Source organism: Lentibacillus persicus (assembly GCF_900112705.1).
In the GTDB taxonomy this organism is placed as follows: domain Bacteria; phylum Bacillota; class Bacilli; order Bacillales; family Amphibacillaceae; genus Lentibacillus; species Lentibacillus persicus.
The window spans coordinates 305,594-331,570 of sequence record NZ_FOMR01000001.1 but is presented as its reverse complement, the minus strand read 5'-3'; the positions used below and the strand labels follow the sequence as shown (position 1 = coordinate 331,570).

General features: G+C 42.3%; 27 protein-coding genes. 5 read left to right on the top strand and 22 right to left on the bottom strand.

Annotation, left to right across the window (positions count from 1 at the left end; genetic code table 11):
• Positions 1 to 153 precede the first annotated feature (153 nt).
• The 11 genes from garR to BMZ22_RS01660 all read right to left on the bottom strand — a co-directional run bounded on the left by garR (position 154) and on the right by BMZ22_RS01660 (position 11,690).
• On the bottom strand, positions 154 to 1,053 hold the full coding sequence (gene garR / locus BMZ22_RS01710; protein ID WP_090080405.1) for a 2-hydroxy-3-oxopropionate reductase: 900 nt from the start codon (positions 1,051 to 1,053) through the stop codon (positions 154 to 156).
• Positions 1,054 to 1,251: 198 nt separating this feature from the next.
• On the bottom strand, positions 1,252 to 1,530 hold the full coding sequence (locus BMZ22_RS01705; protein ID WP_090080402.1) for a YciI family protein: 279 nt from the start codon (positions 1,528 to 1,530) through the stop codon (positions 1,252 to 1,254).
• 42 nt (positions 1,531 to 1,572) lie between these two features.
• The gene (locus tag BMZ22_RS01700; RefSeq protein WP_090080400.1) at positions 1,573 to 2,733 is read right to left on the bottom strand and encodes an Rpn family recombination-promoting nuclease/putative transposase; all 1,161 of its coding nucleotides are present in this window, start codon (positions 2,731 to 2,733) and stop codon (positions 1,573 to 1,575) included.
• Between the two features lie 126 nt (positions 2,734 to 2,859).
• Entirely contained in the window at positions 2,860 to 3,549 is a 690-nt protein-coding gene (locus BMZ22_RS01695; RefSeq protein WP_245745126.1) for an OmpA family protein, read from the bottom strand.
• Positions 3,549 to 5,366, bottom strand: a complete 1,818-nt coding sequence (locus BMZ22_RS01690; RefSeq protein ID WP_090080396.1) for a MotA/TolQ/ExbB proton channel family protein — start codon at positions 5,364 to 5,366, stop codon at positions 3,549 to 3,551. Before BMZ22_RS01690 ends, BMZ22_RS01695 begins: the two co-directional genes overlap by 1 nt.
• Before the next feature lie 464 nt (positions 5,367 to 5,830).
• A complete protein-coding gene (locus tag BMZ22_RS01685) occupies positions 5,831 to 6,190 on the bottom strand; it encodes a hypothetical protein (RefSeq protein WP_090080394.1) in 360 nt (119 codons plus the stop codon).
• A gap of 368 nt (positions 6,191 to 6,558) precedes the next feature.
• Positions 6,559 to 7,842: a TRAP transporter large permease gene (locus BMZ22_RS01680; RefSeq protein ID WP_090080392.1), complete on the bottom strand. Its 1,284-nt coding sequence runs from the start codon at positions 7,840 to 7,842 to the stop codon at positions 6,559 to 6,561.
• Positions 7,843 to 7,860: 18 nt separating this feature from the next.
• On the bottom strand, positions 7,861 to 8,343 hold the full coding sequence (locus BMZ22_RS01675) for a TRAP transporter small permease (RefSeq protein ID WP_177183325.1): 483 nt from the start codon (positions 8,341 to 8,343) through the stop codon (positions 7,861 to 7,863).
• A gap of 127 nt (positions 8,344 to 8,470) precedes the next feature.
• Complete coding sequence (locus BMZ22_RS01670) at positions 8,471 to 9,493, bottom strand: DctP family TRAP transporter solute-binding subunit (RefSeq protein ID WP_245745124.1); 1,023 nt, start codon at positions 9,491 to 9,493, stop codon at positions 8,471 to 8,473.
• A gap of 60 nt (positions 9,494 to 9,553) precedes the next feature.
• Positions 9,554 to 10,828, bottom strand: coding sequence for a peptidase (locus tag BMZ22_RS01665; protein ID WP_090080388.1), 1,275 nt, complete (start codon positions 10,826 to 10,828; stop codon positions 9,554 to 9,556).
• A gap of 262 nt (positions 10,829 to 11,090) precedes the next feature.
• On the bottom strand, positions 11,091 to 11,690 hold the full coding sequence (locus BMZ22_RS01660) for a DNA-3-methyladenine glycosylase (RefSeq protein ID WP_090080386.1): 600 nt from the start codon (positions 11,688 to 11,690) through the stop codon (positions 11,091 to 11,093).
• A gap of 86 nt (positions 11,691 to 11,776) precedes the next feature.
• On the opposite strand from BMZ22_RS01660, the gene BMZ22_RS01655 reads away from it, so the two are divergent.
• Positions 11,777 to 12,148, top strand: a complete 372-nt coding sequence (locus tag BMZ22_RS01655; RefSeq protein WP_090080384.1) for a DUF1360 domain-containing protein — start codon at positions 11,777 to 11,779, stop codon at positions 12,146 to 12,148.
• 192 nt (positions 12,149 to 12,340) lie between these two features.
• On the opposite strand, the gene BMZ22_RS01650 is transcribed toward BMZ22_RS01655, so the two are convergent.
• The 4 genes from BMZ22_RS01650 to BMZ22_RS01635 all read right to left on the bottom strand — a co-directional run bounded on the left by BMZ22_RS01650 (position 12,341) and on the right by BMZ22_RS01635 (position 15,019).
• A complete protein-coding gene (locus tag BMZ22_RS01650; RefSeq protein ID WP_090080383.1) occupies positions 12,341 to 12,607 on the bottom strand; it encodes a hypothetical protein in 267 nt (88 codons plus the stop codon).
• 188 nt (positions 12,608 to 12,795) lie between these two features.
• Positions 12,796 to 13,362 carry an AAA family ATPase gene (locus BMZ22_RS01645; RefSeq protein ID WP_090080381.1) on the bottom strand — a complete coding sequence of 189 codons (567 nt, stop codon included), beginning with the start codon at positions 13,360 to 13,362 and terminating at the stop codon, positions 12,796 to 12,798.
• A gap of 164 nt (positions 13,363 to 13,526) precedes the next feature.
• On the bottom strand, positions 13,527 to 13,982 hold the full coding sequence (locus BMZ22_RS01640) for a PTS sugar transporter subunit IIA (RefSeq protein WP_090080379.1): 456 nt from the start codon (positions 13,980 to 13,982) through the stop codon (positions 13,527 to 13,529).
• A 107-nt stretch (positions 13,983 to 14,089) separates the two neighbouring features.
• Positions 14,090 to 15,019, bottom strand: a complete 930-nt coding sequence (locus tag BMZ22_RS01635; RefSeq protein ID WP_090080377.1) for an NAD(P)-dependent alcohol dehydrogenase — start codon at positions 15,017 to 15,019, stop codon at positions 14,090 to 14,092.
• Between the two features lie 327 nt (positions 15,020 to 15,346).
• Between BMZ22_RS01635 and BMZ22_RS01630 the strand changes: the two genes are divergently transcribed.
• Together BMZ22_RS01630 and BMZ22_RS01625 are read left to right on the top strand one after the other, a co-directional pair.
• Positions 15,347 to 15,820: a hypothetical protein gene (locus tag BMZ22_RS01630; RefSeq protein ID WP_090080375.1), complete on the top strand. Its 474-nt coding sequence runs from the start codon at positions 15,347 to 15,349 to the stop codon at positions 15,818 to 15,820.
• Positions 15,817 to 16,302 (top strand): hypothetical protein, encoded by a 486-nt coding sequence (locus BMZ22_RS01625; protein WP_090080373.1) that lies wholly within the window; start codon positions 15,817 to 15,819, stop codon positions 16,300 to 16,302. Before BMZ22_RS01630 ends, BMZ22_RS01625 begins: the two co-directional genes overlap by 4 nt.
• Positions 16,303 to 16,342: 40 nt before the next feature.
• On the opposite strand, the gene BMZ22_RS01620 is transcribed toward BMZ22_RS01625, so the two are convergent.
• Positions 16,343 to 17,287, bottom strand: coding sequence for a nucleoside hydrolase (locus BMZ22_RS01620; protein ID WP_090080371.1), 945 nt, complete (start codon positions 17,285 to 17,287; stop codon positions 16,343 to 16,345).
• 241 nt (positions 17,288 to 17,528) lie between these two features.
• Here BMZ22_RS01620 and BMZ22_RS01615 point away from each other — a divergent pair, with 241 nt between their 5' ends.
• Positions 17,529 to 18,905, top strand: coding sequence for an alkaline phosphatase (locus BMZ22_RS01615; RefSeq protein WP_090080368.1), 1,377 nt, complete (start codon positions 17,529 to 17,531; stop codon positions 18,903 to 18,905).
• 275 nt (positions 18,906 to 19,180) lie between these two features.
• Here BMZ22_RS01615 and BMZ22_RS01610 read toward each other — a convergent pair whose 3' ends face one another.
• The 3 genes from BMZ22_RS01610 to BMZ22_RS01600 form a co-directional block, all read right to left on the bottom strand.
• Positions 19,181 to 20,182, bottom strand: a complete 1,002-nt coding sequence (locus BMZ22_RS01610; protein WP_425434263.1) for a virulence RhuM family protein — start codon at positions 20,180 to 20,182, stop codon at positions 19,181 to 19,183.
• 169 nt (positions 20,183 to 20,351) lie between these two features.
• On the bottom strand, positions 20,352 to 21,545 hold the full coding sequence (locus tag BMZ22_RS01605) for a DUF4317 domain-containing protein (protein ID WP_090080363.1): 1,194 nt from the start codon (positions 21,543 to 21,545) through the stop codon (positions 20,352 to 20,354).
• A 298-nt stretch (positions 21,546 to 21,843) separates the two neighbouring features.
• Complete coding sequence (locus BMZ22_RS01600; protein WP_090080360.1) at positions 21,844 to 22,113, bottom strand: hypothetical protein; 270 nt, start codon at positions 22,111 to 22,113, stop codon at positions 21,844 to 21,846.
• A 268-nt stretch (positions 22,114 to 22,381) separates the two neighbouring features.
• On the opposite strand from BMZ22_RS01600, the gene BMZ22_RS01595 reads away from it, so the two are divergent.
• Entirely contained in the window at positions 22,382 to 23,344 is a 963-nt protein-coding gene (locus BMZ22_RS01595; RefSeq protein ID WP_090080358.1) for a cell envelope integrity TolA family protein, read from the top strand.
• On the opposite strand, the gene BMZ22_RS01590 is transcribed toward BMZ22_RS01595, so the two are convergent.
• The 3 genes from BMZ22_RS01590 to BMZ22_RS01580 are packed head-to-tail and all read right to left on the bottom strand — an operon-like array spanning position 23,338 to position 25,956.
• Positions 23,338 to 24,342: an NAD(P)H-dependent flavin oxidoreductase gene (locus BMZ22_RS01590; protein WP_090080355.1), complete on the bottom strand. Its 1,005-nt coding sequence runs from the start codon at positions 24,340 to 24,342 to the stop codon at positions 23,338 to 23,340. The two genes, BMZ22_RS01595 and BMZ22_RS01590, sit on opposite strands and share 7 nt — an antisense overlap.
• An 11-nt stretch (positions 24,343 to 24,353) precedes the next feature.
• Complete coding sequence (locus BMZ22_RS01585) at positions 24,354 to 25,133, bottom strand: enoyl-CoA hydratase/isomerase family protein (protein ID WP_177183324.1); 780 nt, start codon at positions 25,131 to 25,133, stop codon at positions 24,354 to 24,356.
• A 49-nt stretch (positions 25,134 to 25,182) separates the two neighbouring features.
• A complete protein-coding gene (locus BMZ22_RS01580; protein ID WP_090080350.1) occupies positions 25,183 to 25,956 on the bottom strand; it encodes an SDR family oxidoreductase in 774 nt (257 codons plus the stop codon).
• Between the last annotated feature and the right edge of the window lie 21 nt (positions 25,957 to 25,977).

Sequence of the window (25,977 nt, the reverse complement as noted above, 5' to 3'; positions counted from 1 at the left end):
CTGAAGAACGTCCGTGATGGCGCGCTTCAGCTTTTCATATATGCTGCAAGATTTCAAACGACTGCGCTACATCGGAAAGAATGTGCTTTTAAGGCGTTAATAAGTTCGCCCGAAAATTTACACGCCTCAGGTTTGCTGAGGCGGTTGAGCTTCTCACGTTTTTGGCTGCTTATGGCGCACATCAACGTTGGCCAGTTTTTCATAATACCTCATAATGGCAGCGTGATCGTCCTCCCCATTACCATCTGCCGTCAGTGCTTTTAACGTTTCTCTGACTGACGCGGTTAACGGCAGCGGGACATCAATATCGGTCGAGGTTTCCATAACATTGTTCAAGTCTTTCAGGTGCAAATCGACTTTAAAGCCAGGGTCAAAGTTTCCCTCGAGCATCTTCGGCGCTTTCGCATCAAGCACGTTGCTGCCAGCAAGACCACCGCGGATTGCATTATAGACCAAATCATTATCCACGCCCATTTTTTCAGTAAGTGTCAACGCTTCTGAAACCGCAGCAATATTGAGTGCGACGATAATTTGATTGGCCAGTTTCGTTGAATTACCTGACCCGATATCACCTGTTCTTACAACAGACCCGGCCATGGCTTCCATAATCGGCAGGCATTTTTCAAACGTCTTCTTATCTCCGCCTGCCATTACTGACACCGTCCCATCTATGGCTTTTGGTTCCCCGCCGCTGACAGGGGCATCGATAAACCCAATCCCTTTTTCCCTCAGTGCTTCTCCAATCTCCTGACTTGCAATCGGCGCAATCGAACTCATGTCAATAATCGTTGTCCCGGCCCTTGCCCCATAGATTAACCCGCCTTCTGATAAAATAACATCCTTTACTTCAGGCGAATTGGGGAGCATTGTAATAATGACTTCCGCTTTGGCCGCCGCCTCAATATATGTATCTGCCACCTCTGCCCCCAGGTCTTTCATCTCCTTGTTCGTTTCGGAATTGCTGCTTGAAATAATCAATTCATAGCCTGCTTTAATCAAATTTTGGCTCATTGGTTTTCCCATAATACCTAAGCCGATAAAACCTATTTTCATATGCCTTATCTCCCTTCAGAAAAAATCGCTTATGGCCCTAATATTCGACATAAGATGCGACGCTTCCTTCCTGTGAGTGAAAAGACTTAACTCATGTTTTACTTTAGTAATTCAATAGTATTATAATATTTAGAGTTATTTGCAAAAAATAAAAGACAATCAATTTAATGATCGCCCTGTTTCTGCACATTACTCAAGCTAAAAATCAAATCCAACATCTGTTTCCATCACCCATTCATGAATCTCCCAGTCTCTTGCACCGTTTATAATGTAAGGATCCTGTTTCAGATAGGATGTGGCTTCATCCAAATTGTCAGCCGCATAAATGACCAGTCCCCCGGTTCCGTCTGTAAATGGGCCGTTCATCAATATCTTTTTCTCGTCACGCATTTGCTTCAAAAACGCCAGGTGCTGAGGGCGGAATTCCTTACTTTTTTCTTTATCTTTCATCGGTAAAAATACAGCATAATAACCCAATATGAACCTCTCCTTTAATGCCTGTAATAACAATTTACTTCTCTACATCTCTATTTCATCTTTTATTTCAGCGATTCGTTCCATAGACAGACCGGTGGCGTCCGCAACAAATGCCATGTCCATTCCCTTTACCAAAAGCTTGTGTGCCGTTTTTTCCATTCTTCTCTCAGTAACCTGTTCTTTCGTTTCCGCGTCCTGCATTCTTTTTTGTGCTTTTTGTTCCACACGACTTGCTTCTTGTGCTTTCTTCGAGGCTTCCTGTGCTTTCTTCGAGGCTTCCTGTTCCTTCTTCAAGGCCATCTGTTCTTTTTTCGCAGCCTCTTCCTCCAACGATTTCATACTTTGCTTAAACGATTCATCGTCCAAAATTTGTTTTAGACGGGACTCATATGCAAGTCTTTGCTCCTGAGTCATGCTTAACTCTTCCCAGTTTTCAAAAGCCTCGCGCAGTGAATCATCATTCATAGCAATCACCTCCAATTCCCGATAAATGTCATTATAGATTTCACCATTTCTGGAATCGACCATGCCAAGCATCATTAACCATCGCGCAAGCACATCATTCCACGGATCCAAATTGTTCGCTTTCCAATCTTTTATTAACTTAGGCATCTCGATAAAGTGAAATTCCATGACGTCCGTTAACTTGAACTGTTCTTCATCTTCGTATAAATGGTAAGAGGTGTGAAGAAGGTCTGTTTGGCTAAAAAGATTAAAATTCACAATGTTGATTGCAATAACCGATCGCAACTGTTGGTACCTCATACCTTCTTTAAGAGAATTGTCATATAATCTGGACCAGTAAAACAAGGAGCGTTTAACCATATCGTATTTATTTGCAAATTGAATTTCAACATTAATCCATTCATTATCTTTTGTGAGTACCAACAAATCCAAACTTGACTTCTTATCTTTATAATACTCGCCGCCTACATCGGTATTAGAGAAAGAAATATCTGTTATACGTTTTCGACCTGTCCGCTGCAAAATTGCATTCAAAAACACAACTGTAATCGCTTTATTCTTTTCGTTGCCAAAGAGTTGCTTAAAGGCGTAGTCAACCTTTAAGTCCATGAGCTTTTCAAGTGATATTCGTTTGAGCAGATTTGTTTTGCCGTGCATTTTGTTTTCATTTTGGCTGGAATAGTTGTTTGAATCTTCTCTCACAGTGCCAAAGACAGTCTCGCGTGATTGGGTTAACATCACGTCCACACATCCTTAAAGTTTATGAGGTCTTGACGGGGAGTTTATTCTAAATCAAGTATAACACATCAGAAATAAACAAACAAGTGTTCCCGTTATTTTTTTAAATTCTTTTACCGTTCTTGCTCACTCCTCCAATATCTCCCTCGTTTTTTCTAAGATTTCTTCATCTTTTAACCGAAATTTAAACTCCACCCGCCGTGATGCATCGGGACTGTAATTGCCGGATTCATCCGTACGGAAGTCGGTATACGACCTGCCGTTGACCGTCAGTTTTTCCTGCAAATGCTGCTGAATATTCTTATAAGGAAAATCGCTGCTCAGTATATAGGCGGCCACACTATGCGCCCTTTCCTGTGATAAATTTAAATTATACAAATAGCCCCCGTCCCGGTCTGTATGGCCTTCGATGATAATTTCGGCTACATAATCCTCATAGCCGCTTTGCAGTAAAACATCCAAATACTTCGGCACAAATTCATCCAAAAATTGAAACGACTCGGGCTTCAGTTCCGATTTGTTGTATTCAAACAGGATCTCCGTATTAAAAATCATCGCACCCGTGTCTTCGTCCACTTCAATTCCCATCGTCGAGTCACTAAACTCATTTTGCAAATCATTGACCAGCTCGGACCGCACCCCCATGATTTGGTCAATCGTTCGCTTCATTTCTTCAATCTGCAGCGATTTAATCACCATCATCACAATGAAAATCAAAATGAAACACAGTAAAATAATCGTTAACAAGTCGGTAAACGATGGCCAAAAGTGGCTTTCTTCCTGTTCTTTCTTAAACAGGCGCTGATATTTTGACATCATAGCCGATCAGGCCCCGGCCCATTGTTCCCGTTCTGCCGGCCAACCATATTCAACTGGCGGTTCAGCCCTTGTATTTCACGTATCAGTTCCTGGATCATTTGCTGACTGTCCCGTGCGTTCGATTGCTGAATCGTTTCAGATAAACGCCGTATCTCCTGGAATTCCCGTTTGATTTCATCAGTCGTTTTGGCCATCGAATCATTCATATTCCGCGCCACCAAATCCAGCTTATCACCCAGTTGTCGTTCCACCGACATAACGTAGCTTGATAGCGCATCTTTTAAAACATTTACACTTGTATCGATTTGGTTTTCACGTTGATTAATGGCATTGTTCATCTGTGAAATGGTTCGGTTAATTTCATTGATCAGTTCATGATTTTGCCTGCCCATTTGTTCATAACTGCGGGAAGCTTCCTGCATCCGTTTCTCGAAATTTCTCGCTTCCTCGTCATGTGTTTTCAAATGACGATTAAACATCTGGTTAAATTCCTTCAGCTCATCAAAACGATCCGTTAACAAATACTTATATTCAGCTTGCGTCTGATTGATAACGTCGAGCGCTTCGGGCAGCCTGACAATCGAATCCCCCATTTTATCAAACGCTTTCGAGAGGTCTCCCAAATTCGAGATGATACCCGTCAATTTGGAGCTGAGATTACCGCCAAATACTTGCTTGAATTCGTTATTATGTGCTTCCATCTTTTTAGCCAAGTCGTTATTTTGCTGCACGATGTTCTCAAACGAAGCTTTTACCGCCTGCTGGTCGTCCATGATCGATGATGTAAATGTTTTTAACTCAGCCACCGACTCCCCAAACTGGTTCAGCGACTCGATTTGCGTTTCTGAAACTTCCTTCACACGGTCATACGTATTCTCAAACGCTTTGGCCATTCGCTCATTTTTTCCGTCCATCTTTTTAAAGTGTGAAAACAGGGACGCAAAATTATCGTTGAGTTTGGCTGTTGATTCGCCAAAACCATCAGTGACATCTTTCATATGATTGAACAATTCCTGAAAAGTCCCGAGGTTACGTGACAATCCATCGTTAAACGCTGCCAAGTCTTCTGCCGATTGCTGTAGACTGCTTGTATAGTCCTGAAACCCCGAAAACGCATTTTCAATCCCCGTCAATGATTTTTGATTTGTTTCCTCGAGATGCCCAATCGAATCGTTTATCGTTTCCGAGACTTCAATTAATCGGCTGATCCCGTCAGGTCCGTTTCCTTCCAAATGCGCTTCAGCCTTCAACATAATATCCGTCAGCATATATTCCGTGTTTAACACTTTAATCAAGACGGTCATCATCAGCGATAGCCCCATTCCGGCAATACTGGTATAAAACGCTACATCAATTCCCGAAAGAACGGACACAACATTTTCCACCAATTGACTGCCCGCAGCATCAATACTTCCCAATGATAGCGTGAGGCCAATAAAGGTCCCTAAGACACCGACCAATATAAATACCGAAACCGTCATTTGCACCATTTTAATCAGACTGACTACGGGCACGTTAAATACACGCCAGCCGGAAAACTTCTCCTGCACGAACGTTTCCGGCTTTACCGCTTCCTTTTGTTCGCTTCTTACAAATTCCGCTTTAAAATTATTCAGCGGCGCAATATCCATCCGATTGGTTTGATTCAAATAGTCTCTGATGCGTTTGAGTTTCATAAATAAAATGAGATGAACCAACACTGTAAGGAGAAAACCGAAGAATAACACCATAAATATCAATTCAATGATTGGATTTGACAGCAGCGCTTCTGCTTTTTGCTCGCTTGCGAACAGTTCGAGAATGAATTGCACCATGCCTGCTCCCCCTGTTAAAACCATTTATTAATAGTTATTCAGGGCTTGGACCAATCATGCTTGTTCAGCAAAAGAGTTTGGTTCATCGCAGCAGGATTATTAGACATATACTACCGTACAGTATAGTGTCCCGCCGCTGGATTCACTGTTTCTTTCAATCAGGCCGATAACGACCTATGCTCAATGCCTTTATCGTTATCCAACACCTCCGAACCCGCTTGAACGATCGCGGCTGTATACTGATTAATCACTTTCATTTGCTCGCCTCCTAAAACCTCATTAGCCTAAAGCCCCTCTGTAATTATATCAGTATATTGGCAAAATTTATTTATAAAAAAAAGCTTCACCTGATGTATGGCAAAGCCTTTAAGATGTTGGTCACAAAAGCGTTGGCTGTTGACGTGGCGATCTTAGCCTTTGTTCCCCTTAATCAGTGTGGGAAGAAAGAAACCCCTCACTGAAGATTATTGCTGACCAATTACTTTTTTAATTCTGTATATATCTTTTTCATTTTCAAAATTTTTCTCAGCAAGAAGCGCCATTCCGTCTTTCATTTTGCTGAACCCTTCATCCATGTCTTCCTTCATCTGATCAAACCGGTTGTCTACTTCTTCAAATCGTTTATCCACCTCTTCAAACCGTTTATCGACTTCCTTAAATCTGGCATTCATCTCTTCGTGCATCTGGTCAAAACGCTTATCCACTGACTCAAATCGCTTATCGACATCTTCAAATCGCTTATCGACTTTTGCGAATCCCTCATTCATTTGCTCGTGTAACTCTTTGATCGCCTGCATGATCTGTTCGTTTTCTTCATTCGACATTTTACCCGCTCCTCTGCCTGAATTTTTAAGCGAACGCGTTTAGTTGTAAATCTATTATAAACGTTCCAACCAATCCCGTCTATAGACCGAATACTTTCGAATCAAGCAGACTCTACCACCTGCGTGATCCTTTTCAGTTTAAAATCGCACCATTTTTCCCGAAGATGACACGATATTTCCCGAAGTTCACATGGAGTTCCCCGAAGTTCACATGATTTTCCCCGAAGTTCACACCATCCTCACCGAAGTTCCCAAATAACAACACCGTATGTAATCTGAAGCGTGTATCTTTCCCACTCTGCCTCTAATCGATTAAAAACAGCATAACCCCGTAAGATTATGCTGTCTCTTATATTAATATAACATGCTTAGTTCTCCATAAAGCTTGGCAAGTATGTGGACAGTGGCGGTACGTACGTCACAATTAACAGACTGATAAACATCACGATCAAAATAGGAATCATCGCTTTGGAAATCCTTTCAAATGACACTTTTCCGACCCCGGTTGCCACAAATAAGTTGACTCCCAATGGCGGCGTGACAAAACCAATTGCAAGATTCAACACTAAAATAACGCCGAAATGGACAGGATCCATACCTAAGTCAGTTACGACCGGCAGCAAAATAGGTGTCAGAATAACCAATGCAGAGATCGTATCGATAAACATTCCTACAACCAACAAGAATAAGTTAATTACCAGGAAAATAATAATCGGACTGTCGGAAAGACCTGATATAAATTCACCAATAATGACGGGTATTCTCTCGAGTGTCATCAAGTAAGCAAACGAGATTGAAAATCCGATAATAATAACGGTGACAGAATTTGTCAGAGCTGCTTGTGCAAAGCTTTGATAGAGTTGCTTTGCATCCAGCTCCTTATAGACAAATGTACTAATTAACCATGCGTATACCGCAGCAACGGCCGCTGATTCGGTCGCTGAAAAAAATCCGCCGTAGATGCCACCCAGAATGATGACCGGGACCAACAAGGCGAGTTTCGCCCGATTAAGTGAACGAAGAACATCCATAAAACTCGGGATTTCACCCACACCGACATAATCGTTCTTTTTGGATATGCCATAGGCAATTGCCATAAGTGCCAGTCCGACGACAAGTCCTGGAAGAATACCTGCAATGAACATTGAGCCAATGGAAACTTGAGCAACAACCCCATACATGACGAACGGAATACTCGGCGGGATCAGCACTCCGATTGACCCGGCTGATGCTGTTATGGCAGCTGCAAACCCCTGACCGTAATTCTGCTTCTTCATTTCAGGAATCATGAACGAACCGACAGCTGCAACCGTTGCAGGTCCGGATCCTGAGATAGCAGCAAAAAACATGCTGGCAACGATCGTAACCATAGCCAACCCGCCGACCAAATAGCCGACAAGGACATTGGCTAAATCGAGCAGCCGCTCGGAAATACCACCATTACTCATTAAAACACCGGCTAAAATGAAAAAAGGAATCGCCAATAATGGAAACGAATCGAGTGAGTCAAAAGCTTTTTGAATGATGGTACTCGTATTGACATTCGATGCAAATGTAATGGTAAGCCAGGAAGATATCCCCAGCGCCAATGCAATTGGAAGACCTATTAACACTAAGAAGAAAAAACCAGCAAACAGGATAAATATTGTCATGAATTTAACTCCTTTCGATTACGATGATTTAAATTCCTTGCTGTAGAGTAGATAGATATGCTGGATTAATCTTATACACATTAATAGGCCGCTTAATGGAATGACAATATATATAATCCCCATCTGAATTCCCAGAGTCGGGCTTGTTTGATCGTTACTCAGTAAGTCCAATACATATAATGACCCTTCATAAGCCAGAAACAGCGCGAATAAAAACCATATCGAAGAAGCAAAGACATCAACGATAAATTTAATTTTTCCTTTTAATAAATTTACAAATACGTCAATTCTTACATGTTCACTCAGTCTTATCCCTAAACTTGCACCGAGCCAAATCTGCCATATATGGAGATAGACGGCCAGTTCAGATCCCCAGCTAAGGGAAAAGCCTAAAAAGTAACGGGAAAATGACTGAAAAAATATTAAGAGAACCATGATAGCCATAGTTATAACAAGAAAAAACTCTTCAACATGCTTATCAAGAATCTTTTTAAGATCCATACTTTTCCCCATTTCCTTTATGTGTTCTCAATTATAACGCTATACATTTTGATTCCTGATAAAGTTAGTATGTTTATAGGCGGGACCTTAAGCAAACCAGCCTATAAACAGCCTATAACAATAAAATTTACTCTCTGTACGACAATGCTAAATCCATCAATTCCTGGCCGATATCATCTTGAAAGGTGTCATAGACCGGTTGTGAAGCATCGATAAACGCTTGTCTTTGGTCTTCTGTCAGTTCAGTAATTTCCATCTCGCCTTGTACGGCTTCCATCCCTTTTTGTGCGTTTTCCTGGGCTAATTCACGCTGGGAATCGCGGAATTCAACCGCCGCTTCCTCAATAACGGTTTGATTTTCCTCAGACATCCCTTCAAAAAGATCATTATTAATGAAGAAAAGTGTTGCCGTATAGGCGTGATTACTTATTGTCAAGTACTCCTGAACTTCATAAAACTTCATTTGATCAATTAAGTTTAATGGGTTTTCCATACCATCAAATGTGTTTTGCTGTAAAGCTGAGTAAAGCTCACCAAAAGCGAAGGGCTCAGGCGAAGCGCCATACGTTTCAAACGCTTCAATATGCACATCGTTTTCCATCGTACGCATTTTAACTCCTTCTAAATCTTCGGGCTTTTCGATAGGTTTATTGCCGGTTGAAAGCTGGCGCATGCCTGTCTCACCATAAACCAGCCCTTTCAATCCGGCTTCGGGCAGTTTCTCAAGTAATGTGGATCCTAATTCGCCGTCCAATGCCTCATAAGCCGTCTCGTTATCAGGGAACAGAAATGGAAGGTCAAGAACCTTGTATTCCGGCACGAATCCTACAACTGGGGCAGTAGCCGTCACAGTCATTTCCATATTGCCTCCCTGAACAGCCTCAATCGCAGAACGTTCCGAAGAATACAGCTGACCGTTCGGGTACAATTCGACAGTAATCGCGCCGTCCGAATTTGCTTCTACCGTTTCTTTAAACGATTCCAATGCAATATGTGTCGCAGTCGATTCTGTCAACGTATGGCCGACTCGCAGCGTCTGCGCATCAGAACTTCCTTCCGTGCCATCTCCGTCGCCACCCGAACAGGCAGCCAGCACTATAGCGAATACGGCTATCATAATTAACGTGGTGGTTCGTTTAAAATTTTTCATGAAATGAAAACTCCTCCATTTATTTTTGTCTTGTTGTTCTTGAAAAGGATCTATCAGCAGTTATTTTGATCGGTTACACCATTCTAATATGGCTTCAGTTATAATTTCTGCAGTATCAAAAATCTTATCCAATTCAACGTATTCATTTGAAAAATGAGCCATACGTGTGGTGCCCGGACCAAATATGAGCGATGGAATATTGCCCGCTTGTGTCAACAACCCGCCATCCGTGCCCCAGGTTGAGCCAGCCAAAGTTGGTTCTTCATTTTTCACAGATTGATAACTGTTTTTAAGGACCTCTAAAAATGGATGGTCCAAATCACAACCACCAGGCGGGAGACGCAATCCAAACCACTCGACTGTCACGGGGTGTTCTTTAAACCATTCATCATCCTCGGCCAGATGTTTTAACGTTTCTTCAAATTCCCTTTGTGCTTCTTCAATCGACTCTGCAGGGGCGATCCCGTACCTTCCTTCAATTTCGACATCATCCGGCACTGCAGAAGGAAAATAACCGCCGTTAAACTGACCGATATTTAATGGAATCGGAATCGGATTTTCCGCATACAACGGATCGTTTAGTCGATCGTTTCTGATTTTTTCCAGCTCAAGTAACTTATGATACACTTTGATACCTTTGTCAATCGCACTGACGCCTTCATACCGCGTGCCGCCATGAGCTGATATACCTTTCACTTTAACCTTGAACCAAACCGATCCTTGCTGTTTAGGGAATATTTTCATTTCACTCGGTTCAGGAAGCAAGGCTACATCGCCCTTATAACCTCTCTCCTCGATAACCGATAATGTGCCGCTTCCGCCAGATTCCTCTTCAATGACACTTTGAAAAATAACGTCCCCTTTAAGCTGCACATCCATGTCAACAATTGTCTCTAATGCAATCAATAAGGCTGCATTGCCGCCTTTCATATCAGTGGCCCCGCGTCCATACACTTTTCCATCTTTAACACGTCCTGAATAAGGATCCTCGTCCCATGTGTTAAGGTCACCCGGCGGAACAACATCCACGTGACCGTTTAAAATGATTGAATGACCACCTCCAGTACCTGCTAACACCCCTACAACATTAGGACTGTTGTCAAAATCGCTGCGGCTTGAATTAAAAAATTTACTCTTGGAGAGTGCTTTGACATCCGGTTCCCATATGTCCACTTCCAACCCGAGCTGCGTTAACTTTTCGGAAACAAGCTGCTGAACGCCTTTCTCGTTTCCCGCAGTACTCGGCTGCCGGATCATTTGCTGGAGAAGTGATATATAATGATCTCTTTTTTGATCGATGTGTTTTCTTATATCGACTTCATGCGATAAAGCGATATTGAACCCCCCTCACCATAAAATTCTGACTTCATAGCGCTTTCAAAACACGGTTGTAGCGAAAGCATACCCCTCTTTTCGATAAGCAGCAAAAATATTTATTACCGTCTATCGTATTAATGCTACTTAACGCAATTTTCAAATAGTTTAACAGCAAACTGTCTGCAAATTTTGTCGACAATCGATTTTTTACAGTGTATAATATTTAAAATTTTAAGTCAAGCTGTAATGCATTCCATAAATTGATATGACCCAATCACATTCATCTGGATATAAACGCGTTCCCTTCAATCCAAAAGCGCCACGGATAATCTTTCGCCTCACCGGAATTTTCAATGCCGATTCGGGGGCCTGATGCAATTTCTGACGACTTCACCGTTTTCCCGGGTGCAATCCAAAGCGGCGGCTGATCGAGTTTGCGGCCATAATCAGCCATCGTAATGCCGAGTGCTTTCGTCAATTTCCCCGGACCGTTTGTCCACTGTTTTTTCGTTTTAGCTTTGGGCCGCCTGAGCTCCATTAAATCCTCCCCTGTGCACGGTTCAATCCCTCGAATCAATACTGCTTCCGGATGATCGATATCACCGCTTACCACATTAAACAGGCAATGGGTGTGCATCGAATAAGTATAAGCGTGACCCGGTCTTCCAAACATGATTTCCGTTCGCTTTGTCCGCTTGTTGTTGAAGCTGTGAGCCGCACGATCGGCGGGACCCATATAGCTTTCAGTTTCAACAATATAACCGCCCGCAATGCCGTCCTCAGTTTCTTTCAACAGCAGTTTTCCGAGCAATGACTGCGCGAGTTCGAGCGTCGGCTGATTATAAAATGATTGATCCAGCGGTTCTGATGAATTATACATACGTTGATGTTCCTCCTTGTTGTGCTGTTCTGTTTAAGATTTGTCATTAAGGGAAGGCTAAACTAAAAACCAGAAGGATGTGTTTTATGGAACTGGAAATGTCCTGGATGACCTTCACGATGCTGATCCTTGCCAGCTACCGGCTGACACACTTAGTCGTGTTCGATAAAATAACCGAATTTATACGAAAACCTTTCTTAACAAAAAAGAAAACCTCAAATAATGAAACGAAGACGGTACCCAAATCAAACGTCGGCTACCTGTTGACCTGCTACTGGTGTGCCGGAATCTGGAGCGCTATCTTTCTCGGTCTGATCTATCTGTTGATTCCCGATATTGCCCAGTATGTCATCTTTATTCTGGCAATTGCCGGCGGACAAGCAATTCTCGAGTCATTTGTCGGTGTTAATCTTAAACGTACGCAGCTGTATGATGAAGAGGCGAAAGAATTGAAGTAAAAAGGCGTTTTATTATGGGGATTAAAACGGTACGGTGCGAAGGATGATCAATGCTAATAAAGGGATTGAGTAGTTGTTTCTCTATCTCCATCATTAATCCGGCAATATAATCCAGTGTTTCTTCTCGTGTAAAATGTTCACTTTGATATCGTATCATCTTACTTTCAGCCGCTGCTGACCAAATAACACACATTATTTTTTATACTTTCTATCGTATAGGGAATCAATCAATTCATCGGTCGTCTTATATTCACCCTTTTTATAATTCTTTCTGCTTTCCAGAATCATTTCCCTTAGTTCGGGGTCTTCTTCAACTTCTTGTTGAATTGTTTTTTCATTATCTTCATAAACCAGTGTGAACTTTCCTTTACCCGGAACAGAAAAGGTTGACGCTGAATTGCTTTTATTCAACTTTTCCAGTTCCGCGTATAACTCTTCCGGTGAATTAATATGCTTCATACGATGCCACTCCTTTCAAATTACTTTAATGACCCGTTGAATATTCTCAAATAACAGTAACCCCATTCTGTTAACGCTTTGTTAGAATTTATTTCCATGTCTCTGAAGTAAACTGTCTCCCATTTCGAAGACCTCCTTACAATTTAGCAAATATTAAACTCAACATAAATTCCATCAGCCAACAATCCTTATAGTTGCGGCAATTCAAACGCTTCCACAATCTTTTGCGCCACCTCTGCAGCATGCAGGTGCGTATTGTTAATGCGCAAATAGTTCGCTTCTTGAATTTCGCCTTCGTATGAATTCAGCCTTATCGTGTCCATCGTCCGCAGCAATTCACGTTCAGAATGGGAGGTGTTCCGCTTTGTCGGTTTATGTACCAGCCTGTTGGCAGACTTATTTCGTATCAGGCGTTCTTCCACCTCGGCTTCCAACTCCACGAAAAATATATCCGCTCCTACCTCCCTGAAAATGCCGGTCATTATCTCCACGGCATTCCAATCCGCTTCTTCATTAAAAGCCCAGACGAAGCTGAAAATCAAGCCTTCCTGATCACTGGCTGCGTATGCCTTAAATATTTCACTGCGAAATAAATCTGACAGCTGCCACATCTCCGGCGTAAAACCGAACAAAGGCTCAAGCATCTCAATCGTTATGTGATTATGGAACAGCTTTAAACCAGTTATTTTTGAAAGTTCCTGCCCAACCGTCATCTTACCAACTGCCTGAGGACCGTATATTAAAACAAACTTCATGCCGGTGCCCCCTTATAAACGTGATAGATTTCTAATATCATAGCAGATTTTTGTTTTTTTGACGAATCAACTGGCGACCATATTCCGAGTCCAGCATGTGAATTTCTTGAATTCACATCTGCACATAAGAAAGGACGGGCCACTTGTGAAAAAGAACCCGTTCCTCAACCATCCACGTTTCGTTGAATCAGTCGTTTCAGTGACGATTTCTTTCCATCCCAATTAATCAGTGCCTCAGTGAATTGATTATCTTCAAAGCACGTGAATAACTGACGGAGCAGTGTTAAATGCTCACCGGCGTCCGGGATTGCCGGCATGAAAACAAATGAAACATTTACTTCCTGCTCAGTGTCCCCCATCTGGCGGAAGACGACCGGAGTTTTGAGCGGGGAAATAAGCAATTGGCGCTTTTTAACATATGTTGAATCTGTATGCGGCACAGCAACACCGATGGACTGGACCGGCAACCCGGTCGGTAACGTCGCTTCCCGTTCAATAACTTTTTCCGGGAATGCTTTCACTGTAACACCCTGAAACACCAAAAAATCACCCATGTATTTCAATGCTTCCTTGTCAGTTGATACGTCCAGTTTCAATATCTGAATCTCGGAGTTGTTCATTTTTCACTCCTCCAATCAATTGGCTTTTAGAGAATTATTAGATGATGTTAAATTACTGCAATAGGAGAAAACATGAGTGAATTATAAATATAACATTATAAGCCTGACTAGCTTTTAACTTTTTCATCGTGAACCAGCATAACGACATTGCCTTTTTTGTGTCCTTTTTCAACATAGCTGTGAGCCTCTTGAATGCGTCCAAGCGGGTAGCGCCTGTCAATTACTGGTTTTATCTTTTCCAATTCTACCAAATCTTTAAGAAATGTCATATCTTCAGGGTGCACCTTTGCCATTCTCTGCCCTGCAACGGATACGTATAACCCATCCGGCGTCAGTTCATTCATGCAAATATATTTTGACGTTTTCCCAACAGCATCAAAGATAAGGTCATAACGAACATTCGTTTTCGTAAAATCCTCTTTCATATAGTCAATAACATAATCGGCCCCGAGTGATTTTACCAATTCACTATTTGCTGCGCTGCATACTGCGGTAACTTCTGTACCAAAGTATTTGGCGAGCTGAACCGCGGCAGTTCCCACCGCACCGGAGGCCCCATAAATAAGTACTTTCTGCCCTTTTTGGATATTGCCTTGCCTGAGAAAATACAATGCTGAAGTCGCACCAAACGAAAAAGCAGCAGCGTCTTCATACGGCACATTGGCGGGTTTAATTGTGATGCCACCGTCTTCAGGCAGACAAACGTACTCCGCATAAGCACCGAAATTATTTCCGGTCATGGCAACAACCTGGTCTCCCTTTTTAAAATGTTTGACATGCTCCCCAATTTCTTCTACCTCTCCTGATAATTCCATGCCCAGAATTGGTTTTTTCGGTCGTCTTATACCCAGGGAAAGTCGCATAGGCAGCCATACCAGCAACGGACTTATAAAACGCCGGATTCGTACATCGCCTGATGTCACTGTTGTGGCATAAACTTTTATCAGTATTTCATTTTCCTTTGGAGCGGGTTTTGCCACCTCTTTGATTTCCAGAACGTCGGGGGAACCGTACTTTGTACAAACCACTGCTTTCATTATGCCAGGCCTCCTTTATATTGTTAATTTAACCGTTCTATCATATGATTTAAATAACAACTTAATTATTGAAAAATTTATGGAATTCCGGCTGTTATGCAGGATTCTGTATCATATGCTTGATTCCTGTCACGAATATAGGTGAGTCCATCTCATACAATTATAACAAAAATTCTGATTATTGACAAATTATTTCCAGCTTAATCACGGTTAAATTTATTGAAAATTCTTACGTTCTCCGCCTTTCCAGCGCCCATCATTTAATGCATATATTATTCCGAAAACGCCATACTACAACTAAACTTTTCAATCTGGAGGTCCTTTGCTTTGGCTTTTGCAATATTTTTCTTTTTGGCCTGGTTTTTCATTTCACTATTCGCTGTTATGCAAAAAAGACTTTCCATCGTGGAAAACACGTTCGTATTTCTTATCATCCTGATTATAAGCATCAACTTCTCCTGGATAGTCGGCGATGAGCTAAAACTTATCAAGCAGCCCGAGGAACCACTTCCATACATAGCGTATTTGCTGAACCGCAGCATTATTATCCCTGTCCTTATCTTAATACAACTGAAAGTATTCGTAAGGTATGACACATTTTTATGGAAAACTGCTTCTATACTGGTTGCTGTACTTATGTTGACAGATATAAATTATCTTTTAACGGCTTTAAATGTAGCTGAATACACACACTGGCATTCTGCATTTGATGCCATTTACTTTCTTCTGCTCAATCTTGCAGCCCTATTTGCTTACCGAATGATAAACAGAGCCTCTGAGAAAGCGGTGAATTCCACATGATCCTATGGGAAACGTTTGATCGAAATGAACTGTACATTTTAACACTGCTCGTCCTTGTTTTCATTGCGTTTTTTGCGTTTCCAAAAAAGTTGCCGCGTCATATTACGTGGTTATTTTTAATATGGGGATTTGCCATCTCAACTTTATTCGATTTTACGATTGGCGGCGGACTGTTGGACTATTACAAAGTTAACGACTCAAATAAGTATGAATTAACCGACCTGATCACCTATTTTTCGTTTGCACCGATCAGTTATTTTTTCGTTTATTTCTATCATCGATTCCAAATTAAGCGTAAGACCTTTATCACCTATATATTAGGATGGACTGTCGCTGGTCTGTTAATGGAACAATTATCAAGGGTGATGAACGTTATTCATTATCAGAACGGCTATAATTGGACATACTCCATTGCAGTATTTCTTGTAACGCTAACGATTACTGCGCTTTATTATACCTGGGTCAGCAAAAAGGAGGGATAAACTTGAGGGCATGCAGTCCCGTTCTCCCCCTTCTCCCTGCTTAATAAGAATAACCTTTTAACGCATCCTCAAACAACTGCCAGAGTTTCGCCTGGTTTAACTGATAGGCAAAGTTAACGTTAGGTTCCCGATTGACGGTCCCATTCGTATCAACACACGTCATCCCGTATGTAAATTCACCTTTCGTTTCGACATCGACCCGGACATGCTTAAAATCAAAAATGGACGGATCGATTAAATATGCCGTCGTACAGGCGTCGTGAATCGGACCGCCATCCATGCCGAACACATCCTGATTTGTTTTGATAAAAAATTTTAATAAATCCACAACAAAATGCGAAACGTGATTGTCAATTTCAGCGAGTCGGTCAACCGTCTCCTGTGTCGCCAGTGCCTGATGCGTCACATCCAAACCAAACATGGTGATTGGCGCACCGCTTTCAAACACGACTTTAGCCGCTTCTGCATCCACATAAATATTAAATTCAGCAGCCGGTGTCCAATTGCCAAAGGTCCCGCCGCCCATCAACACAATTTCATTGATTTTCGGAATTATTGCCGGCTCACGTATCATTGCCAGGGCAATATTTGTTAATGGCCCCGTCGGAATGAGTGTTATATCGCCATCCGATGCCATTACCTTCTCAATGATCAAATCAACCGCATGCTGCTGGACAGCTGTTTTACTTGGCTGGCTTGGAAGCGCCGGACCCTCCAATCCTGTTTCGCCGTGAATTTCTTCAGCTATTTCCATTCGTTTAAGCAACGGTTTTGTCGATCCCTGTGCCACAGGAACATCGGTTAACCCGGCGACGTCACACACCCTGAGCGCATTTAACGTATTTTTTTCCACCTCAACATTTCCCGCAACCGTTGTAATGGCTTCTATTTTGAGCGGGCTTATAGTTGACGCCGCTAAAATAATTGATATCGCATCATCATGCCCCGGATCGCAGTCTAAAATGACGCGTTTTTCGTTTTGCATCGTGAACAACTCCTTAACCACTTCTTTGTAAAAATTATAACCGCAACTGCCCGGCAACTCAATCACGGCCCGTCCGTTAACGTTTTGATAGCATTTTATGCGTCTATTAACATTGAAACACCTCTGAAAAATGGCCCGGTTCTTTCGTATGAAATAGTTTAATAGATTCTTTACTTCCAATTAATACCAACAAAACATTCGGCTGTTACGCTTTAATCAGAATCAAAAAAGGAGGCATTTCATGTTAAAGAAATTTGGAATTGGAGCACTTAGCATTGGACTCGTATTTTCTGGCATTGGTCTCGGAACGGCAAGCGCAGGACCCCCGAGCTGGGCCGGACCACCGGATTGGGCGGGACCGGGAAATGGTAATGGTAATGGTAATGGAAACGGCAATAACAAGGTCGAAAACGTCATCTATATGATTCCGGATGGCTTCAGCGCGCCTTATGCTGCCAATTACCGCACGTACAAAGGTGAGGATGCCATTTGGGACGACCACTTAAAAGGGCTGTTCACCACCCATTCAGCCGATTCCGACATAACCGATTCAGCTGCAGCCGGTACTGCAATGGCAACCGGTGAAAAAACGAATAACGGCGTCATCGGCCTTGATACCGAGGGAAACGAGCTTGAAACCATCCTTGAAGCCGCTGAAAAAGACGGCAAAGCTTCAGGACTTGTCGCTACATCAACAATTACCCATGCGACACCGGCTTCCTTTGCAACACACGTGGAAGACCGCAACAATGAAACCGAAATTGCCCGACAACTTGTCGACAGCGGTGTCGATGTCATGCTCGGCGGCGGTAAAAATAACTTTCTGCCGGAATCTGAAGGCGGCAATCAAGAAGAGGCCAATTTAATTCATCAGGCCACCCAACAAGGAATGGCATTGGTCGAGAACCGTGATCAATTGGCAAAAGCTGATGTCAATGTTGAAGATGGTGAAGGACTCCTTGGCCTGTTTTCCGGTGGTGCGCTTACGCCTGAATTACACCGTGCTGATACAGAAGAGCCAAGCCTTGCTGCCATGACAGAAACAGCGATTGATACACTGGAGCAAGACAAGGACGGATTCTTCCTGACAGTTGAAGGCAGCCAAATTGACTGGGCAGGCCATGCCAATGATGCCGCATGGGCCATGTCAGATACGGCAGCGTTTGAAAAAGCTGTTCAAGAAGCCATCGAATTTGCCGAAGAAGATGGTGAAACTCTCGTTGTTGTGGCACCCGATCATGACACAGGCGGGATGACAGCCGGCGCAAACGGCTCAATGGATCGCAATGCCGACATCCTGCAAAATGTCACGGCAACCGGGGGACATATCGCATCCCAGTTAAATGAAGACCGCTCCAACGTCCGTGAAGTCGTCGCATCATACACAGGATTGACATTAACACAAGCGGAAGTCCAGGAAATCCAGGAAGCGGATAGTGCTGAATCAGCCATAAAAAGCATTGTCAGCGATAAAGCAAGTATCGGGTGGACAAGCACCAACCACACCGGTGCCGATATTCCGGTCTATGCATTCGGACCAAAAGCCGATGAATTTTCCGGCTTCTACGATAATACGAAACTACCGAAAATTATGGCAGAAGCTATGAAAGTGAAGTAAGCTATTCTAAAGCAGATAAAACGACTGTTTGAAAATTATTTCGTAAAAATTTCAGTTCTCGTTAAACTTAATAACAAGATTCAGCCAACCCTCCCGTATCATTATCTAATGATGATACGGGAGGTGTTTTGAGCAAGTTTAAATCAGACAGTGAGTCCGACCTTTTTTAAAAGAGCATTGAAGGATACAGCAATGTTTCAAGGAGTAGTTTCTGATGCCAAACGGTCACCTTATGGTTCTTTTCAATCACTATAATGACTGAACACGTTGTAACTTTATTTCTTCAAATGATTTTGATTAATAAACCGTTCAAAGTCATCATGTGTTTTTTGCTTTAACCGCTGCTGATTAAACGTTTCATACTCTTGAATCGCCAATTTATCAGCCACGGTCTTTGAAATTTTACCGGCATTTTGAAGTATTTCGCGTTCATTAAATTGAAGAAACGCATTGAGTTTATCCACCCAATCGTTCATGTGCATTGGCTGTTGTCGTTCTGCTTGATCCTCAGCGTAATCCAAATACATAGTCACGATACGATTAAGCGATTTTAATTCTTTCTCAGATAAATAATTTTTTGCAACCGTAACATCTTGTCTTCGTACCTGATCACCTTTCCACGACGTTAAGCCCATATTTTTGTCCTCAGCGTTCGCCCTGTCGACTATGAGTTCAGCAGCCGTTTGACCATGGATGGCAAAGTGAAGTTTATTTTGGACGGTGGCAAAAAATTCTTGTGTAATTTTTGCGCTCGGATCATAATCAACAGAGGTTGCATAAATTTCTGTGATCTTTTGATAAAATCTTTTCTCTGAAGCACGAATATCACGAATCCGCTCGAGTAACTCATCAAAATAATCCTGGCCAAAGTTCCTCATCTCTTTCAGACGATCATCATCCATTGTGAAACCTTTGACAAGATATTCGTTTAATCGCTCTGTTGCCCACTGACGAAATTGGGTGCCACGATGTGAACGAACCCGGTAGCCGATTGCGATGATTATTTCGAGATTGTATAACGATACTTCTCTTTTAACCTCTCTATTGCCTTCAGTTTGAACTATTCGGTTTTTCCGAATAGTTGCTGATTCGTGAAGTTCTCCTTCTGCATATATATTTTTTATATGCTCGTTAATCGTATTTACTCCCTTTTGATACAGCTCCGCAATTGCCTTTTGCGTCATCCAGACCGTTTCGTTCTCAAGCCTGACATCAATTTTAGTATTTCCGTCTTCTGTTTGGTAAATCAGGATGTCTGTTTCATTAGCCAATTCCATCCCCCCACTGCCTATATACACTTACTTTTAATGGGTATCCTATTATTTATTATACTATAAAAATAACATATAATCAAACACTTGTTCGCATTTTTAATATTTAATATTGTCTGGATTTCACTAAAGCTGGTCAGGAAATTCGTCAAAATTTTCCAGATGATTTACCGTGTCATTCCTCTTCATCCGGGGCTTTTTGAAACAACGCTTCAGGGATCATTTCAAAGCCTTCAATCACTGTATTTTCCTCCACTTCCATCATTAAGAAACGTTTGCCGTTTAAATGAACCTGACGCACATGGCTTAAATCTTGCGGGCTGACTGAAATATTGGCGATTTTCGTTTCGATTTTAATCGATTTCGAATTATATTTTGGTACAACATTGTTCGCTTTGAATTCGTACGACTCATCATCGATAACCGTTTTAAAAGCAGACGAGACCTTTTCCGTGCTGACATCTTCAATGCCGCTGCTTGATAAAACGTCTTCCACATCTTTCACGTCCAACGTCGCCCGGTCGGCCGCTTCAGTTTCTTCTGCCACCCGGTTAATTTCTTCATAGACGCTTGAAAGTGTGGATGTATTCAACTTTTGATCACCCGCTACGTTCTTCACAATCTCCTCGAAGACCAATTTATCCTGGGCAGCGGTCATAATTTCTTCAGCGTTCAGAACATCTTCAATAAAATGATAATCCGGTTCATTTTTCTTTCCCGCCGCATAAAGCACATGGTTGACGTCTGCTGCATTATCCGTAATCGATGGAAACAAAAACCCTGACATCGGTGCTTTCAAATTGATAATCGGATCGACGACGATATTGTATTTGAATTCTTTTTCGACATAGTCAAACAGCAGCTCTTTTTTCGGATCCTGGGTCTTATTCATACTGCATAAAATGAATGGATGCGAATAAACGGTGTCACGCTCACTTTCCTCCGTTTCATCACTTTGACGCTTCATCGGTTTCATATACTCGCCGTGAATAAACGTGACGACCACATCCATTTCATATTGTTTATCCGCAAGCATCTTCTCGACCAGCTTCAGCATCTGCCCTTTCCATTCTTCGGTATCATTGCTTAACAGCCCCTGATGGAGGATGAGCTGACTGTTGTTTTCTGCCTCACGCTGAAACTTCAACTCAAAAAGTTTCTCATCCAGCTGGCCTGTCAGCACTTTTTTAAAGTTTTCCATAAATAATTCCTGCTGCTCAGCCTCAAGCATTTCGAACGGCATGCTCTGATGATGATAAATCTCACTCGATTCCTTCATAATATACACATTGAAAATATCGTTTATCGTTAATAAATCGTTATCCACTTTGAATTGTTTGCGAATGCTTGCGATGTCCTGTTTATCCAATCTGTTCCACTCCCATGTTGATAATCATTGTGCCGTGCAGCACACATTCTAATATTCTATCATAGAGAGCGGAAGGATTTCTTGTTATATATAAGTACGCTCATTTGTCCAGATCCTAACGAAACAGCAACACAAAAAGCGGCATGCCGCGGACTGTTTTATCCTGGCGGTGCCACTTTTTGTGTTATAAAGGGGGGTATATTTATATAAACAGAATGCCATAAAGCCTTCTGTTTATCGCGATTTTAATGCAGTCTGATGTACGTGAGCCTCACTTTATTGATCTGTTATCAACCATTCACTGCCACCTTTCACTTGGGATTTCCCGCACCAAATAAGTGTTTTTAAATCCCTCGACCGCCTCAGCACACTGATGCCGGCATACGTGCTGCATGAGCGTATTGGGGCAACTGCAGTTGGCAGCTTCAATTTCTTTCACAGACATGATATCGACCACCATACGATTTTTGGTTTTAGAAGGCTGCATTTTTCCTTTTATCCGTTTGCCATCGTAGTCAAATTCGATGACAGCCTCATGAATAAAATTTCTTCGATCTGGTGTGAACATACGAAAGCTCCTCACCGAACGTGCGATTAACACATAACAGGACACTGCTTTTCCTGCTGCATTTCCTTGCATTGCCACGTTCTATTATTGAGGATACCTCTTCCTAACGGCATATCTATCGAAAAAATGTGGCATAAATATATATTTTTATTACATTTTTATAGTGCCTGTCACACGCCGGATTCAATCATATACTTTAGTATAGTTTACCCTCTTTATATCCCCTTGGTATGCTTTATAACAACAGACACAAGGGGGCGACATTATAATGAAACCATTTATGAGTTTTATATTCATATTAGTGATGCTGTTTTTCGTTGCCTGCGGTGACGATAATATGGATGCCGGAAGTAACGAACGAGAAGCTTCAGAACAGCCAGCGCAAACAGAGGCTACTGAAGATAAAAAGGACGCAGCAGAGAAAGAAGGAACGGACCATGAGGAAAAACAAAAATCTGACAAAGCGAAGGGAACCGCCGATAAGAAGGAAAACGAAGAAACAACTGATGAACCTGCTGCAGCTTCAGGGGATGCTGAAAATATATTAAGAAACGCCGCAGAAGCGATGGCCGGATTAAAGAGTTTCAAAGGCACCAGCGACTATATTGATGAAACAACTATGAACGGTCAGACGTCGCATACCGAAGGCACATTTACGATGGAAATCGTTTACGGTGACTCTCAAAAGCTCTATGTCCAATCATCCGATGTTTCGAGTGATGCTGGAGAAGGCGCATTTGAATTTTACATGACCGGTGATCACTTTTACGTCAACTCCGAGGAACACTGGTTTTCAATGCCGGTGGATTCTGAACAATCCGAGATGTACGAACAATTCAAGGTTGTTGAAGATGACCAGTTTGACCAATTCTCCCATTACAGCAATGCATTCGATGTCACGGATAACGGTGATCATTACGTCTTAACATTTGCCGGTGATGATGCCGCTTACAAAGATATTGCCTTTGGCGCAACGGTCTCCGTTTCCAGCAACATGCTTGAAGAACACTTTGACAATATGGAAATCTCAGATGGAAGCTATGAAATTACAATCGACAAAAACACCGGCTACATCACAGGCTACCAGATGGAATACACCTCAACAACGACAAGTGACCTCGGCGATATGGAACAGTATTACAAAGGAACGTTTGAATTAAGCAACTTTAATGAAATTGAGGACATCACCGTTCCTGACGATGTTGTTGAAAAAGCGGAATTGATTCAGTGAATGGGGGGATAAGAAGGGACCCCCATCTCCCTCGAATTTACAATTACTCTCTCTTTAGCCTGAAGATACTCCTTCTGTAATTCATCAACGATTTCAGCTACAGATAACTGGTTTTTGATGGCGCCAATTCCCTGACCGGCGCCCCAAATATCTTTCCAAGCCTTTACATCAGCTTTTCCAATCTTTGATATGTCGGCTCTCTTCATATCTTCCAATTGATTCACATCAATCCCGGCTTTTACAATACTGGGGATAAGATAGTTCGCGTTAATTCCGCTGAATACATCGGTATAAATGATATCCTCGATACTTGAATCCACGACCATTTGTTTATAACCAGGCACTGCTGTGCTTTCGGTGGAAGGGATAAAATTCGAACCCATATAAACGAAATCAGCACCAGCGGCTTCAGCTGCCAGGATATCTTCTCCTTTCGTCAGCCCGCCGCCCAGAATAATTGGGCCATCCCAAAAAGTTCTCACCTCATGAATGAAAGCGAAAGGATTATATGTACCACCATGTCCGCCCGCACCTGCAGAAATAAGAATTAATCCATCTGAACCTTTTTCAATTGCTTTTTTAGCTAATTTTATATTGATAACATCGGAAAATACCAACCCGCCATAATCTTGCACCACTTGCACTACAGGACTTGGGTCCCCTAAGGATGTAATGACAATTGGTGGTTGATGTTTCTTAATCAGCCCCAAATCCTCCCGGTAACGTTTATTGGTGCGATGAGCTATAAAGTTAACCGCCCATGGTGCCACCTTCTTATCGGGCATTATTGTTTCATATGCTTTCAGTTCCTCATTTATTTCTTTCATCCAATTATCCAGTGTTTCTTCTGTACGTGCATTCAACGCCGGAAAAGATCCGAGGATACCGGATTTACACGCATTTATAACCATGTTTGTGTTTGACACCAGAAACATGGGCGCCATAATGATTGGTAAGTTAACATAACCTTTCAGTCGTTCGATGCCAGGAAGGCTCATCTTCTCACCCCTTAATATCCCAAGAATTCAGGTTGTCTTTTTTCCAAAAATGCATCTCTGCCTTCTTTAAAATCTCTGGACTGGAAAGTGATTGCCTGTCCGTAAGCTTCCAATTGCAGTATTTCCTCCAAAGAGCTATTCGGTGCCTGATGCATAATCCGTTTAGCCATTCCCAATGTTTTTGTCGGACCCTGGGCCAAGGATGATGCAAGTTTTCTTGCTTTTTCGAGCGCTTCCCCTTCAGTTGTCACTTGATTAATTAAGCCGTATTCTTTCGCTTCATTTGCTTTTAATTTTTTACCTGTAAATACAAGTTCACTTGCGACATGCATGCCAACTTTATGCGGTAAAAAATACAATCCGCCAAAATCCGGAATCACGCCTACCTGTGAAAAAATCTCGGAAAAGACAGCACTTTCTTCAGCAATAATGATATCACAGGCAAATGCTATATTGCAGCCTGCACCGACGGCAGGGCCATGAACAGCGGCAATGACCGGTTTTTCCATATTATAGAGTCCAAGTACAGCTTCCTGGCCTTCTTTCAGGAATTCTTTAACCTCATTTGGATTATCAGTATGTATCCCAAAATCCTTTAAATCCCCGCCGGCACAAAATCCTTTTCCATTGCCATAAACCAGAACAGCACGCACATCAGGGTTTGATTCAGCTTCAGATACTGCTTTCGCTAAATCCAAAGCCAAATCCCTGTTTAAGGCATTTATTTTATCCGGCCTGTTCAGGATTATCTTAAACACACCATTCTGAAAGTTTGTATTTACGATTGTCATTTTCTTCCTCCTTATACGTATAACTTTATCTTGCTGCATAATCGAACTTTCACACCGCACTCATCCCGCCGTCAACAGGAATAATCCCCCCTGTAATGTAATTCGAGGCACTCGAAGCGAGGAATAATGCTGCTCCTTTTAAATCCGTTTCATTGCCCAAGCGGTTTAATGGTGTTAATTCAAGGATTTTTCCCTCAGCCTGTTCAAGCAAGCCCTTGGACATTTTTGTCGGAAAGAAACCCGGTGCAATAGCATTGACGTGAATATTATACTGTCCCCACTTGGCAGCCAGGTCTTTGGTAAAATTAATAATAGCACCTTTACTCGTATTATAACCAAGTGCATCCAAATAACTGGCGTCTGTACCTTTGAGCCCCGCAACAGAAGCAAGATTAATAATTTTCCCCTGTCCTTGTTCGACCATCACCTTACCGGCTTCCTGACTCATTAAAAAAGTTCCTGTTATATTAACATTCATCACTTTATTCCATGCATCCAGGGGCATATCCAGAGCTGGTGCTCCCCAAGATGTGCCGCTGTTGTTCACCAGAATGTCAATTTGTCCAAACTGCTGATAGGTTTCATTGACGACTGTTTTTACTTCTTCATTATTCGTTACATCACAAGCTAAGGCCAAAGAGTCCACACCATGCGTTTTTAATGTTTCACTCATTTCCTGGCAGGCATCCAGTTTCCGGGAGCAAACGACAACATTAGCACCTGCTTCGGCAAAAGTTTCAGCAATCTGTGCCCCAAGGCCCCGGCCGCCTCCCGTGACAATCGCAGTTTTTCCATCTAATTTGAAAAAGTCATATACATGCATCCGCTAGCCCACCTCTCAAAC